13 protein-coding genes are annotated in these 14,900 nt (G+C 41.1%); 7 read left to right on the top strand and 6 right to left on the bottom strand.

Annotated elements, in window-relative coordinates; all coding sequences use genetic code 11:
* Window positions 1-83: 83 nt before the first annotated feature.
* From JIG37_RS11660 to JIG37_RS11650, 3 genes are read right to left on the bottom strand one after another with little or no spacing between them, the layout of a single operon-like run.
* The gene (locus JIG37_RS11660; RefSeq protein WP_199529416.1) at window positions 84-3,194 is read right to left on the bottom strand and encodes a CusA/CzcA family heavy metal efflux RND transporter; all 3,111 of its coding nucleotides are present in this window, start codon (window positions 3,192-3,194) and stop codon (window positions 84-86) included.
* A gap of 9 nt (window positions 3,195-3,203) precedes the next feature.
* Window positions 3,204-4,331 carry an efflux RND transporter periplasmic adaptor subunit gene (locus JIG37_RS11655; RefSeq protein ID WP_199529415.1) on the bottom strand — a complete coding sequence of 376 codons (1,128 nt, stop codon included), beginning with the start codon at window positions 4,329-4,331 and terminating at the stop codon, window positions 3,204-3,206.
* A gap of 58 nt (window positions 4,332-4,389) precedes the next feature.
* Window positions 4,390-4,569 carry a hypothetical protein gene (locus tag JIG37_RS11650; protein WP_199529414.1) on the bottom strand — a complete coding sequence of 60 codons (180 nt, stop codon included), beginning with the start codon at window positions 4,567-4,569 and terminating at the stop codon, window positions 4,390-4,392.
* 369 nt (window positions 4,570-4,938) lie between these two features.
* On the opposite strand from JIG37_RS11650, the gene JIG37_RS11645 reads away from it, so the two are divergent.
* From JIG37_RS11645 to bfr (JIG37_RS11620), 6 genes are all read left to right on the top strand, one after another.
* On the top strand, window positions 4,939-5,802 hold the full coding sequence (locus JIG37_RS11645; protein WP_199529413.1) for a cation diffusion facilitator family transporter: 864 nt from the start codon (window positions 4,939-4,941) through the stop codon (window positions 5,800-5,802).
* Window positions 5,803-5,866: 64 nt separating this feature from the next.
* Complete coding sequence (locus JIG37_RS11640) at window positions 5,867-6,937, top strand: PepSY-associated TM helix domain-containing protein (RefSeq protein WP_199529443.1); 1,071 nt, start codon at window positions 5,867-5,869, stop codon at window positions 6,935-6,937.
* A gap of 28 nt (window positions 6,938-6,965) precedes the next feature.
* The gene (locus tag JIG37_RS11635) at window positions 6,966-7,301 is read left to right on the top strand and encodes a DUF3703 domain-containing protein (protein ID WP_199529412.1); all 336 of its coding nucleotides are present in this window, start codon (window positions 6,966-6,968) and stop codon (window positions 7,299-7,301) included.
* A gap of 352 nt (window positions 7,302-7,653) precedes the next feature.
* Window positions 7,654-9,789, top strand: a complete 2,136-nt coding sequence (locus JIG37_RS11630) for a TonB-dependent receptor (RefSeq protein ID WP_138599962.1) — start codon at window positions 7,654-7,656, stop codon at window positions 9,787-9,789.
* Between the two features lie 210 nt (window positions 9,790-9,999).
* On the top strand, window positions 10,000-10,473 hold the full coding sequence (gene bfr / locus JIG37_RS11625) for a bacterioferritin (protein ID WP_054552096.1): 474 nt from the start codon (window positions 10,000-10,002) through the stop codon (window positions 10,471-10,473).
* An 11-nt stretch (window positions 10,474-10,484) separates the two neighbouring features.
* Window positions 10,485-10,949: a bacterioferritin gene (bfr, locus tag JIG37_RS11620; protein ID WP_054552095.1), complete on the top strand. Its 465-nt coding sequence runs from the start codon at window positions 10,485-10,487 to the stop codon at window positions 10,947-10,949.
* Between the two features lie 57 nt (window positions 10,950-11,006).
* On the opposite strand, the gene JIG37_RS11615 is transcribed toward bfr (JIG37_RS11620), so the two are convergent.
* Together JIG37_RS11615 and JIG37_RS11610 are read right to left on the bottom strand one after the other, a co-directional pair.
* A complete protein-coding gene (locus tag JIG37_RS11615; protein WP_187491126.1) occupies window positions 11,007-11,480 on the bottom strand; it encodes a mechanosensitive ion channel domain-containing protein in 474 nt (157 codons plus the stop codon).
* Window positions 11,481-11,538: 58 nt separating this feature from the next.
* Window positions 11,539-11,994: a hypothetical protein gene (locus JIG37_RS11610; RefSeq protein WP_199529411.1), complete on the bottom strand. Its 456-nt coding sequence runs from the start codon at window positions 11,992-11,994 to the stop codon at window positions 11,539-11,541.
* 181 nt (window positions 11,995-12,175) lie between these two features.
* Between JIG37_RS11610 and JIG37_RS11605 the strand changes: the two genes are divergently transcribed.
* On the top strand, window positions 12,176-12,607 hold the full coding sequence (locus JIG37_RS11605; protein ID WP_138599963.1) for a hypothetical protein: 432 nt from the start codon (window positions 12,176-12,178) through the stop codon (window positions 12,605-12,607).
* A 291-nt stretch (window positions 12,608-12,898) separates the two neighbouring features.
* Here the strand turns inward: JIG37_RS11605 and JIG37_RS11600 are convergent, their stop codons facing one another.
* Window positions 12,899-14,899, bottom strand: a complete 2,001-nt coding sequence (locus JIG37_RS11600) for a urocanate hydratase (RefSeq protein ID WP_199529410.1) — start codon at window positions 14,897-14,899, stop codon at window positions 12,899-12,901.
* Window position 14,900: the final 1 nt, after the last annotated feature.

Here is a 14,900-nt window from a genome sequence, read left to right as displayed (position 1 = left end):
TAAGGGCTTTAGCATGGTGTAAACGCCCTTTACAGAAATACACGGCATTAAAAAGGGGCTACTAAAAGTTAGCCCCATATGCTTTATTTACTCATCGACTTATACAGTACCGGAAGTACAAATAAAGTTAAGAAGGTAGCACTAACCAAGCCGCCAACAATAACCGTGGCAAGGGGCTTTTGTATTTCGGCGCCTATTCCTGTGCTAAGTAGCATTGGAATTAGCCCAAGCATTGAAGTAAGCGCGGTCATAAGTACGGGTCTTAGCCGTGAAACTGCGCCTTCAAATACTGCTTTATCTTTGCTATCTCCTGCACTAACCCTTTGATTAATGCTTTCGACCATCACCACACCATTCAATACCGCAACACCAAATAGTGTAATAAACCCTACTGAGCTGGGTACAGACAAGTATTGCCCAGAGACATACAATGCAATCACTCCCCCAATCACAGCCAAAGGAACATTGACAAGAATAAGTACCACTTGCGATAGGTTACTAAAGGCAAAATACAGCAATAACGCAATGAGTAATAAGGCTACTGGCACTACTATCATCAGCCGCTGCTGTGCCCGTTGCTGGTTTTCGAACTGCCCACCAATGGCTACACTGTAACCACTTGGTAGCTGTATTTTATCGGCTATGGCAGCGCGTATATCGGCAACTACAGAGCCCATATCTCGCCCCTGCACATTCGCTTGAATAACCACCCGCCTTTGAACATCATCGCGACGAACTTGTGGAGCGCCAGACTCTATTTGTACATCGGCCACATCCCCCACCCTAACAATGGCACCCGCTGGGGTTCGCAGTCGAAGATCAGCAATCACATTCGGGTTTTGCCGAAAGCTTTTTGCTATACGCACATAAATATCATAGCGCTCATTGGCATTAATGATTTGCCCTGCAGATTGCCCGCCAATACCGTGCTGAACTACATCCATCAAATCAGACACCGATAAACCAAAGCGCGACAATGCCAAACGGTTAGGTTTGACTATCAGCTGCGCTTCACCGCCTATTTGCTCCATAGCAACATCTTTTGCACCAGATATTTGCTGAACTAGCTGCTCAATTTGTTGGCCTTTTTTAGTTAAAACGCCTAGGTCACTGCCGAATAATTTAATGGCCAATTGCGCTTTAACACCGGATAAAAGCTCATCGACTCGGGTTGCTATGGGCTGCGAAAAGTTAAACAAAAGCCCTGGGAACTGCTCAAGCTTGGCTTCCATTAGTTGCTGTAATTCGACCCGCGTTTTCGCGTTTACCCATTGCTCATGAGGTGTTAAGCCTAAATAGATTTCAATGTTATTAACCGGTTCAGGATCGCCCCCTACTTCTGCCCGACCGATCCGGCTCAGCGCATATTCCACCTCACTAAATTCAAGCAACATGGCTTCAAGCTTTGGTGCAACTAAGATTGCCGTTTCGAGACTTGCAGATGGAGCAAGTGTCACACGAAGGTTAATAGTGCCTTCTTCAAGCTCTGGCACAAATTCAGTACCCAACCTTGGAAGCATAACGGCCGCTACAATTAGTAATAACCCTGCTATCGCTAAAACGCTGCGTTTAGCCTGCAATGCTTTTTGTAAAGCCCGTTGATAAAGCATATCGATAGGTTTTAACAGAATACTTTGCTTTACTGTCACGCCCTTGGCAAATAAGTACACACACAGAGCTGGCACCACCACCAAGGCAACGATCACAGCACTAATAATCGCAAGCATAATACTTACAGCCATTGGCTGAAATAACTTCGCCTCAACGCCTTCAAAGCTAAACAGCGGTAAAAATACCGTTAGTATGATCAAAGAGGCAAAAAAGATAGGCCGTGCGACTTCTTTTGCAGCAATAGCCACCAGCTGCGAAGAAGGCTTATGTTGATTATGTTTAAGCCCTAAGTGCCTAAATACATTCTCAACCATCACAACAGAGCCATCTACCAGCATACCGATTGCAACAGCAATCCCACCTAACGACATTAAGTTTGCCGACAAGCCAAGCCATGCCATTACACTCAGTGCTAGGCCAATCGAGATAGGGATCGACAACAACACCAAAAATGTTGCCCTTAAATCCAACAAAAATAGCGCTAATACAATGATAATAAATACAAAAGCTAAAAGCAGTGCGTCAATAACCGTTTGTACCGCTTGGCTTATAAGCTCTGCTTGGTCGTAAATGGCTTTAAATTCAACCCCTTTTGGCAGTGCTTGATTTATCATCTCGATACGCGCGTTAATGCCATCAATCGTTTGCTTGGTATTAGCGCCCATTCTTTTCAGCACGATACCAGTCACTACTTCACCACGATTGACTATTTCGCCTTGTTCATTGCGTTTAGATAAGGTGACAGCGCCTTGGCGAATTTCACTACCAAGCTCAACATTCGCAACATCAGCCACTTGAACAACCGTCCCATCAATGGTTTTGATAGGTGTTTGTGCAATCTCAGCAAGCCCTTTTTCGCCTGGGGTAAACCAACCTGTACCACGAATAACAAGCTGCTCTTGACCACGGTTCATATACCAGCCACCCACATTACTGTTGTTAGCATCTAGTGCGTTACTAACATCTTGCTGTGTTAAGTCATAAGCAAGGAGCTTATTGGGGTTTATGTTCACTTGATACTGCTTTACCTCACCGCCAAATGACAGAATATCGGTCACACCATCAATAGGTAATATAAGTAATTTAACCACCCAATCATTCAAACTACGCAATGCCATGCTATCTATGTTGGCATCTGGCTTTGCTTCAAGTAAATACTGATAGACTTGTCCAAGTCCTGATGTATTAGGGCCCATGGTTGGCATACCCACCCCAGCTGGGATCAACTCTTTAGCAGACTGCAAACGTTCAAAAACCAGTTGCCTAGCAAAGTAAATATCAACACCTTCTTTAAACACCACAGTGACGCCCGATAACCCTGTTTTAGAAATAGAGCGTACCTGCTCTACATCGGGCAGCGCATACATAACCGCTTCTATCGGGTATGTGATCAGCTGCTCAACTTCTTCAGCCGCAAGCCCTGACGCTTCGGTATTCACTGCAACTTGCACATTCGTCACATCAGGAAAGGCGTCTAAATTAAGTTTTGGGATCATAAATGCACTCACTGCAATCGCTGCAAGCAAGGCCAATACAACCAGTAAACGGTTCTTTATCACCGCCTCTATTAATAAATTAAACATATATCACCTCTAGTGGTTATGCGGATCAAATCCGCCTTTAGCTAGCTGTGATGCAATAAAAAAAGCACCTTGGGTGACAACTTCAAGCCCGGCTTTGATACCTAACACTTCGCGATAATCACCAAAACGTCTGCCAAGGGTTACTTCATGGGCAGCAAAGCCACCATCGTCATCAACGACAAATAACTGCCAGTCACCATCTGCACTCCGTGTTAATGCGTTTTCAGGTACGGCAAGTACCTCTTGGTCTGTTTCAAAATGAAAATACACATCCGCAAACATGCCTGGGTGCAAACTATGCTGGGTGTTTTTTACCTCGAGCCTAACAGTTCGTGAACGTGTTTGTTTATCAATGGTATGTGCTTCTTGAATAACCCTTGCTTGATAGCGATTGCCGTTAACTTCTAACAGCGCCGTAGAGCCATTACTGATAGTACGGTCTTGATTAGCTGAAAGCTGAGCAGCAACCCAAAGCGCAGATTCATCGGCTATTAGCATTAGCTCAATCCCCGAATCAACTCGCTGACCTTGGGCAAAGTTATCGGTTAAAACAGCCCCCGATGTTTGTGCAAACAAGGTGTATTCACCGAGTTTTTCTGGGCTTATGGTGAGTGTTTGTACAATAGCTTGTTTTGATAAACCAAAGGCAACTAGCCGGCTATAAGCCACTTCATACTCGGCTTTGGCAGTTAAGATTTGTTTTTCGCTGACTGTGCCCGCGGTCATTTTAGTAACGCGTTGCCACTCGGCTTTTGCTAATCTAAATTCTGTTTGCTGGCTAGCCACTTCGCCACTAAATAAAGTAACTAAAGAGTCTCCTTTATTTACATGTTGCCCTAATAAGGCATGGCGCTTTACAACAATTGAATCAACACGCGGTGACACCACATAACTGGCGTAGCCATTGGCTTTAATTTCGCCCGGTGCATACAAGGTTTGCTTGTGTTTTTTCAGTACAAGGCGTTCTACTTTGATATTAGCGAGTTGCTGTTGCTGCTCAGTTAAACTGACTTCATTAGCATGCTCAGCTTGCTCATTTTCTTGGTGGTAATGCGCTTGTTCTGTCGCATAAATATTTGTCACAGTCATATAGCATACGCACAGCAATGCATAACGCATAAAATTTCTTAAATACATAGAGTGTCTCTTACTTAAAATGGGCTAAGCCCAACTAAAATCTAAAAAAGGTTTTGGATTAAGTAAGAGCTAAAATAGGTGGGCGATGTAGCGGTGCTAAGTCAGCCGATTTGAAGTTGAAATCAAGTGATTCAATTTTAGCGAAATAAACATCAGTAGGTTCAGACAATTGCAGCGAATCAACAAACGCAGGGCTGTGACAAACATGACAATGGCCTTTCTCGGCTGAGTCAGACAACTGTTTGCTAAGCTCGGCATGCTCTGATTGATGTAACTGGTGATCGCCATTGGCTGCGCAATGGGCTTCAAGGTCAATTTATTCTGATAACAGTACCGAGGTGTGATTAAACGCAGCATTATGATCGGCCACATCAAAGCTATCCAGCAGTGGCTGGAGCAATAATACGCTAATCAAAATAATAAATGCAGCTTTCACATTGAGCCTAAAAATTAGAACTAAAAAATTGGTACAACGGCGCTAAATTAACAAATCCACCGGCATTTGAACAGTAAATTATAATCTGTACACGAACAATGCATTACAAACATTTCAATACCACGGCACGCATGGTATAAAAATAAAGCAAATCAATAACTCGGTATTATTATGGGACACGGACACCACCACCATCATCACGATACAAATAACCAAAGCACCCGCCAACTCATGCTGGCAGTTGCAATCAATGTGTTATTAACTGTCGCTCAGGTGATTGGCGGCCTTGTTTCTGGCAGTTTATCGTTAATTGCTGATGCACTGCATAATTTAAGTGATGCCTCGTCGTTATTCATTGCCCTAATTGCCCGAAAAATTGGTGCCAAACCTGCCAACGATCGTTATCAATACGGCTATAAACGCGCTGAAATTTTAGCAACCCTATTTAACAGCTTAAGTTTAATTGTGATTGGTGGTTACCTAATTATTGAAGCTATCTCCAACTATTTAAACCCTGAGCCCATTGATGGTTGGATCATCATTTGGGTTGCGGGTTTTGCGCTAGTTGTTGATCTTGTCACCGCTCTTTTAACTTACAAAGCAGGTGCTAAAGACAGCATGAATATTCGTGCTGCGTTTATACATAATGTGTCTGATGCATTAGCTTCAGTGGTGGTGATCATAGCAGGTACCTTAATTATTCTTTATCAATGGTATATTGTTGATTTAATTGCCACTATGCTGATTTCTTTGTATGTCATTTACCATGGTGTTTTGCTGTTAATAGCGAGCAGTAAAATATTGATGCAGGCAGCCCCTGATAATTTTGCTTTAGCAGCAGCTACTACTGAGCTCAAAACCCAATTTGCAATTACTGATATTGATTATCTCAAAACGTGGCAAATAGACGATCATCACGTTCATTGCGAGCTAAAGTTTAGTGCCAAGCACAACATCAATAACGATGAAATACGTCACTTTTTGCATGATAACTTTGCAATTGAAAGCTGCACCATTGAACAAGTTTTAGTGTAAATGTTACGCGTTATCATTTACTATTCAGTTTTGTTTTAACAGCAAACTGAAGGAACAAACCTTGTTGAAGTTGTGGTTACGTCGTACGCATTTATTGCTTGCCTTAGTAAGCGGTTTATTTTTAATTTGTTTAAGTTTGACCGGTGCGTTGCTTATTTACGCAAAAGACATTCAATACCTTACTCAAAGCGATAAATGGACTGTAACACCAGCGGCTTCAGCACTTGATTTTGATAGCCTCATAAAACATGTTTCAGCTTCAACTAAACAACCGGTTACCCTGTTAATGCCTGAGCAGCGCAGTGATCTTGCCTGGCAATTACAGTTAGCTAATAACCGCTATGTCAGTGTTAACCCATACAATGGTCAAGTTCTACATGAGTACGATTACTACAGCACGATTTATGGTTTTACCATGGCTTTGCACCGCTGGTTGCTTTATGAAGATGCCGATAAGAACCGCCCGCTAAGAAATTGGGTTTCGGTATGTGCTCTAATACTCATTTTTGAGATTCTGCTTGGCTTTTATATTTGGGTTAAGCCAAAAAATCGTATTAAACGTTTGGCTATTAAGCGTAAAGCAAAATTCAGAGTGTTAATGTATCAGCTACATACCGCTCTGGGTGTGTATTTTTTAATTCCACTCATTTTAATTGCTTACACAGGTATGGCGTTTAACTGGAAGCCACAAACCAAAGCCGTATTAGAATTTGTGATGCAAGGCACTGTTGAAGAGAGACCTAAACCGCCAGCCGTTATTCCCCCTTTAGCGGACACGCCTTTACAAGTGCAAAAAGCGTTTGATAACGCACAAACTGTATTTCCTGAGGGTAAGTTATTTAGAATTTATTTACCGAAAAAACCAACTGATAACATAGGTTTTAGAATAGAGAACCCGGGTGAAAGCCATGCTTATAGTTGGGTATGGGCGAACCCATATTCAGCAGATATTGTTGCAAGCTATGATGCCAGCCAAAGCTCATGGACCACGCAAACATGGAACTTTAAATATAAGTTTCATATTGGTGATTTTGCAGGCTCTATCGTGCAATTACTGTGGTTACTATTTGCTTTATCACCGTTGTTTTTCACAATTTCAGGTGTTTACTTTTGGTACAAACGGCATTACAAATAAACAATCATTACTAAACATACCATTCGCCATGAATAATGAGCTCAAAAATGCCTTTAACACCGAAATGATATTGGCTAAAACGAGTTATAAGAAAGCAGATTACACAACCGCTTTTTATCACTTAGAGCGGGCTCATATTCTCGGTCAAAGCTATATTATTCCGCACACTTACTCACATTGGTGGATGTGTAAAATTGGTTTTAAAACCCATAATACCAAGGAAATAATTGGTCAGTTTGTTCGTATGGCTGCTTCAATTGTATTTTCGCGTATTTGGGTACCACTCGGTAACACCGGCGGCACTAATGTTAGCCCTTTCAAACCAATGCCTATACCTGACGACTTAAAACGCTTTTTAAACTAGTGCCAGCTAATACCAACCCGCAATAATACTTAATCATTTTGAGGGATTAAACCTGTCGCTAACTGCGTTAAAAATTTCTCATTTAGAACAGCTAAATAACGAAATTTTTGCCTTGTTATCAACGAGGTTTTATTGCCTCAAAATAGACTACTTAATTAAGCGGATTGGTATAAAAACACAGCTACAGTCCTGCTAAACCTAATAGCTATTTGCTAAATAACTTATTTAAAAGTAGGTACAAAACAATACAGTTAATTATTGCAAACAATTATCATTAGCCTTGCCTTTACACTTCTTTACATTTAGACTGCCGCACAATCACATAATAAATACCGATTTAACAAGGACAAGCATGTTAAAAACCTCACTTACTCTGGTCGCTCTTGCAATTAGCGGCCAATCATTTGCTGATAATGCCATCAATAAAAAACTTACCGCAGAAGAAATGGAACACGTTGTTGTATCGGGCAGCCGTGTATTTGAAAGCATTGATGAAGTACCCGCTTCTGTCACGATTATTAGCCAAAAGCAAATTGAAGAGCATTTAAAAGTTAATCCAGAACTACAAAGCTTACTTGCGCAAATGGTACCTGGTCTTGCACCTGATACAGGTAGTTCGAGTAATACAGGTCAGAGTTTACGTGGCCGTGCACCACTTGTGATGATTGATGGTGTGCCACAATCTACACCACTCAGAAACGGTTCGTTAGGGGTCAAAACACTCGACCCAAGTGCCATTGCACGTATTGAAGTGATCAAAGGGGCTACCTCTGTTTATGGTAATGGTGCATCGGGCGGTATTATTAACTACATCACAAAACAAGCAACAAGTGATGGTCAGCCTGAAGGTGAAATTAGCCTATCTTCACGCTTTAGTGCAGTAAAACTTGAAGAAAGCGCTGGTGCCCGTGTCTCTGCAGCGATTAACGGCCGAGCAGATAAAGTTAGCTACTTATTTACCGCAAGTTACGAAGAAAATGGTGTTCAACGTGACGCAGAAGGCGATATTCTTGGCTTACAGTATGGTTTATCTGATGCAGTAACCGAAAACTACTTCACCAAACTAGGTTATGATTTTGACGATGAGAAGCAACTGCAATTTAGCTATAACTACTTTAGCTCTCAACAAAAAACCGATTTAGGTGACGTAGTTGGTAACCTAAACGATGGCGAAAAAACCTATGCCATTCATGTACCTAAAGAGCTGCAAAAGAAAGGTAAACCACAAGGCCCAGATGGTAACGAAAACATTACCTTAAAATACACAGACTATGCCCTGTTTACTAATACCCAAATGACGCTCGATCTTTACATGCAAGACATCGAGAACGTGTTTTTCTTTTCTACAAACTTAGCGAACCCAGACGAAGGCTACGAAGGCGGCCAATCAATTATTCGCTCTGAAAAGAAAGGAGCGCGCGCTACCTTTAATACCCTTGTTGATTTTGACAATGTTGAAGCTACCTTCATTTATGGCCTAGATGCACTGAATGATGTGACGTCTCAGCCACTTGTAGATGGCCGTGTTTGGGTACCAGAAATGGATATGGAAAGCCTTGCTGGCTTTTTACAAACAAAATGGGTTATCAATAATGATTTAGTTATTAAAGCGGGTGTGCGCCAAGAGAGCATTGATTTAACCGTTGATGACTATGAAACCTTAAAGCTTTGCCGCTCAGAAACACAGTGCTCAGTGCCGCTTAGTGTAAAGGGTGACACCATAGATTATGATGCAACCACTTATAATGTAGGTGTGAAATACAATTTACTTGAGGCCTTCAGCCCGTTTGCCAATTATTCACAAGGCTCTGATATCTCAGATATTGGCCGCCTATTACGTGCAGCAACGGTAAATGATATTGGCTTAATTCAAACAGAAGCATCAATCATCGATAACTATGAAATTGGTTTTACCTCACAGTTTGATGACTTACGTTTTGAATTTGCAGCCTATCGCAGTACATCAGAGTTTGGCACCACAAACAGCTTTAATGAAGTAACCGGTGTGTATGAGCCGGTACGTGCACCGCAAGAGATTTGGGGCTACGAAACACTGGTTGATTATAAAATTAATCCAACTCTAAAACTGGTTGCAACTTACAGCTATGTTGAAGGTAAAAACACCGAAGACGACATTTACTTGGGTTCGCGCCAAATAAGCCCACCTAAAGGCACTGCAAATTTAAACTGGCAGCCTAATGATGAATTATCACTGACGGTGAGTTATTTATATGTGGGTTCACGCAAACGCTTTGAACCAAATACAGACGGTGATTATGTTGGCGACCAAGGGCCAATTAGCAGTTACAACCTATTTAACCTAAGCGGTCGCTATAACTTTAGCGATAACTGGCAAGCGTTTATGGGGGTAGAAAACCTATTTAACAATGATTACTACCCTGCCCGTGCCCAGTCATACACCTACGGTGGCTATAACATTAAAGGTTTAGGTACCACTGTGACACTTGGTGCAACCTATAGTTTCTAAATTAAACTTTGTTTAGAACAACAAGCCCTTCTTAGTAAGGGCTTTTTTCATTTAAAAATAGAAACGATAAACTGTTCATTTATCAACCATTAACGCAAACTTAAACGAGAATCACAATCAATAGTAAACAACTGATTTACAAAGGAAAAAGTTTGCAATCTTGTTTTTATATACTACAATTACCGCAACTTGGAATTTGAGGACAGCATTATGAAAGGTAACCAAAAAGTCATAGATAGTTTTAACAAACTACTCGCAAACGAATTAGCTGCTATAGATCAATACTTTATTCATTCTCGTATGTATGACGATTGGGGCCTAAATAAGCTGTATGAGCGCCTTAACCACGAAATGGAAGAAGAAAAAGATCACGCTGATTGGTTGATCAAACGTATTCTGTTTTTAGAAGGCGTACCAAACATGACTAAGCGTCGTGACCTTTTAATTGGCTCAGACGTAAAGAGCATGATGCAAAATGATTTAACACTTGAACTAGAAGTGGTTGACTGTGTTAAAGAAGCCATTGCTATCTGTGAACAAGAAAAAGACTATCAATCACGCGAAGTGCTTGAGAAGCTATTGTTTGATACAGAAGAAGATCATGTTTACTGGTTAGAACAACAACTTGGTCTAATCGACAAAATTGGTAGCCAAAACTACCATCAATCTCAAATGGGCGAATAGAGGCTAATTGTATGAAAGGTGATAAAAGCGTCATTGCTGCACTTAATAAAGTATTAGCGAATGAATTAGTAGGTATTAACCAATACTTTTTACACGCTCGTATGTTTAAAGATTTTGGCTTCTCAAAACTAGACAAAGCTGATTACAAAGTATCTATTCAAAAAATGAAAAACGCCGACCGTTTAATTGAGCGTATTTTGTTTTTAGAAGGTTTACCAAACCTACAAGATTTAGGCCGCCTACGTATAGGTGAAAACTCTGAAGAAATGATCGAAGCGAATATGAGCTTTGAACTTGATTCATTACCTGATCTTAAAGCGGCAATTAAACTTGCTGAAGAGAAAAAAGATTACATCAGCCGTGAAGCGCTAGATAACATCTTAAATGAGCAAGAAGAACAGATTGATTGGCTTGAAACACAGCAGCAGTTAATCAAAACCGCAGGGCTTGAGAATTACCTGCAATCTCAAATGTAATTTGCTAAAACTTAAAAAAGCAGCCTAGGCTGCTTTTTTTATGGCTGAAATTTGTGATTAATCGTCATCGCGATCAATGATTGACACTTTATTACTTAAAATCAAAGAATTAGGAATTAAATGCACCGCTCCCTCGCCTTTAATTGTGATATAGCGCAAATTAAGGTCAATCACTGTGCCCTTTGAATTACTCACTTCAATGTAATTACCAAGCTTAATGGGTTTATAAAGCACAATCATGACACCTGCTACTAGGTTTGAAATAGCATCCTTCAACGCAAAACCCAAAGCAAAGCCTGTTAGGCCTAAACCGGCAACTAACGCGGCTACGTCAAAACCCAGTTTCGATAATGCCAGCACAATACCAATGAATAATAAAATAGCGCGCTGCGAGTTAGAAATCAGCCGGAAAGTTTCAAGAGCGGTTGAATCAAAGCGACGTTGAAACTGTTTAATAGCGCGGTCAATAATAAGGCTTGCTATATAAAAAGCAGCAAGCACTAAAAATGCTTGAATAAATTGGCTAGTCATAGAATTATCAGTTAAAAAATAAAGCCATCATAGGCTTAAAATTGTATGAGGCAAACTATTATTGCTTTTCAAACACACAAGACACGTCAGGTTTACTCAGTGTATAAGTGATAATGCCATTATCTTTAAAACGCAAATCTTCAGTTGTTGAACCGTTGTCGTCCTCATTATCACAGCGAAAGTAGCGCTTAGTTCTAACAATACCATCTACAAAGTATTTTAACTTCGAACTGACAACACAATAGTTAGGGATCTTCTTCACCTGGGTTCCGTTATGTAAGTCACTAAAGTCGATTAACGTTCCTAACCTAAAGCCTTGCGTAGGCTCTTTTATCAATGAAAAGGATGCGTTTTGGCAAACCGCATCACTACCCTCTTTTACTTTATAATTGCCTTGTTTATCTTTTATCAAAGCCAAGAACTGCGTTTTATTGCTTGGCTTTACATCAAGCAAAGCACTTGCATAAGACGATGTTGAAAACAAAAAAAACACTAAACAAAAGTAATATCTCATTGAAAATCCATAAACTTATAGACACTTAACTAGCATAGCATGCTGATTATGGTTGGTGAATTAATTACCTACTAGTTAATACGACTAAAACATGAAATTAGTTCTGTGATTTAACTTCTCATAGGAAACGAAGCTGTTTATATGCTATAAATTTTAAATTGACATTTTTGGAGGGAATCTTATGAAATTAATCAAACTAATTACCTTAACGACATTTCTTGCTTTAACAAGCATGCAAAGCCTGGCGAGTGATGACGAATGGAAATCGATTGCCGAGAAAAAGGTAAGCTACAAAAGCGAAACCGATACTGTTAACCCAATCACTAGCAGTCGTTACAGCCATATTAAAATTAAATGTACTCATGGCACTGTGAATCTTAAGAAAATTAAAGTTATTATGAATACCGGTGAAGAAAAGGTGTTTGATAACCTTGGTGTTTTAACCAAAGGAATGTCATCACGTAGCTTAAGTTTACCAGACAAAAACGACGCCAAACTCGATAAAATCAAACTTGAATATGAATCGGTAGGCAGCACAGCCCTGAGTATGGCAGGTGTAACCGAAAAAGCCGAAGTCGAAATTCTCGCGAAAAAAGCTAAGAAAGATGATTAAAGTTGCGAGTCAATGATCTTTGAGGCCATGCACCTTAAGTAGCAGTAGCTTTATACTGCTACTTTTTAAATACAAACGCGCGAAACAAGTTTCACGCCTACACTGGTGCCCATGTAGGTCGTCATTTATGGCGACAAAAACCGTGGAAATTTTCACGTAGGAACGGCTTCAGCCGTGAACCTTAGATGTTCGGCGTAAAAACGCCTCCCAAACGATGCGCTATTTAATATTTTTTGGCAATAAAAAAGGCCATGTTGCGCTTACAACATGGCCTTTTTGCATTGACACAACTTAGAAGTCTAAGTTTGATAAAACATCATCATCAACGTTATTAGACAAGGTCACTTTAAGTTTAGGGGTACGAGCCATTTCACGTTTAATCGCAAAATTAGCTTCTTCGTTACGCGCCCAACTACGACGAGCAATACCGTTGTTTACATCAAATAAGAGCATAGATTTCAAACGACGCTCGGCAGCTTCACTACCATCGAGTAGCATACCAAAACCGCCGTTGATCACTTCGCCCCAGCCAACACCGCCACCATTGTGGATAGATACCCAAGTAGCACCGCGGAAACCATCACCAATTACATTGTGAATCGCCATATCTGCTGTGAAGCGGCTACCATCATAAATGTTTGATGTTTCACGGAAAGGTGAATCAGTACCACTTACGTCATGGTGGTCACGCCCAAGAACAACCGGACCAATTTCGCCACGATTAATAGCATCATTAAAGGCTTTAGCGATTTCAGCGCGGCCTTGCGCGTCTGCATAAAGAATACGAGCTTGCGAACCAACTACGAGCTTGTTCTGCTTCGCATCTTTGATCCACGTGATGTTGTCTTGCATTTGCTGTTGGATCTCTTCAGGCGAGTCTGCCATGATTTTATTTAAAACGTCTGCAGCAATCGCATCTGTTTTATCAAGATCTTCTGGTTTACCTGATGTACATACCCAGCGGAACGGGCCAAAACCGTAGTCAAAACACATTGGGCCAAGAATATCTTGTACGTACGATGGGTATTTAAAATCAATACCGTTTTCAGCCATTACATCGCCACCAGCGCGTGATGCTTCTAGCAAGAACGCATTACCGTAATCAAAGAAGTAAGTACCTTTTGCCGTGTGTTTGTTAACAGCATCGGCGTGGCGTTTAAGCGTCGCTTGTACTTTTTCTTTAAATACTTCTGGCTCTTCACGAATTAAACGATTTGACTCTTCATAGCTGATATCAACCGGGTAGTAACCGCCTGACCAAGGGTTATGAAGTGAAGTTTGGTCTGAACCTAAGTGAATGAAAATATCTTCTGCTAAGAAGCTTTCCCATACATCAACCACGTTACCGATAAAGGCAATTGAAACCACTTCTTCATTTTGCTGTGCCGTACGTACACGCTCAACAAGCTCTGGCATGTTATCAATTAGCTCATCAACCCAACCTTGTTGATGACGCTTAATAGCCGCCTTAGGGTTAACCTCAGCACATACGGTGATACAGTTAGCAATGTTACCCGCTTTAGGCTGAGCACCACTCATACCGCCTAAACCAGCAGTTAAAAAGATCTTACCTTTTGGTGATTCGCCTTTTTCGAGCACTTTACGGAACGCATTCATTACCGTAATGGTTGTACCGTGAACAATACCTTGTGGGCCAATGTACATAAATGAACCCGCAGTCATTTGACCGTATTGAGTTACACCCAGTGCATTGAATTTTTCCCAGTCATCCGGCTTTGAATAGTTCGGGATCATCATACCGTTTGTCACAACCACGCGCGGTGCTTCAACTGATGATGGAAATAACCCCATAGGGTGACCCGAGTACATGTGTAGCGTTTGGTCTTCTTCCATTTCGCTTAAGTACTTCATAGTTAATAAGTACTGCGCCCAGTTTTGGAATACCGCACCGTTACCACCGTAAGTGATTAGCTCTTCAGGATGCTGTGCTACTGCAGGATCAAGGTTATTGTCGATCATTAACATGATCGCGGCAGCTTGTTCGCATTTAGCCGGGTAATCGCTAATTGAGCGCGCTTTAAGCTCATAGTTAGGCTTAAAGCGATACATGTAAATACGGCCAAATTGCTTAAGCTCAGCGGCAAATTCAGCGGCTAATTCGGTGTGCCATTCTTTAGGGAAATAACGCAATGCGTTACGAATCGCTAATTGCTTTTCGTCAGCCGATAAAATGTCTTTACGTTTTGGAGCTCGGTTTGCATCACTTGGATACGGTTTTGGCTCTGGTAATACGCTTGGGATACCTTGCTTAATTTGTTCTTGAAAAGTCATT

The organism is Pseudoalteromonas sp. bablab_jr010, from assembly GCF_016464105.1.
In the GTDB taxonomy this organism is placed as follows: Bacteria; Pseudomonadota; Gammaproteobacteria; order Enterobacterales; family Alteromonadaceae; genus Pseudoalteromonas; species Pseudoalteromonas simplex.
The sequence above is the reverse complement of the archived record's forward strand: the minus strand, read 5'-3'. Positions and strand labels throughout refer to the sequence as shown.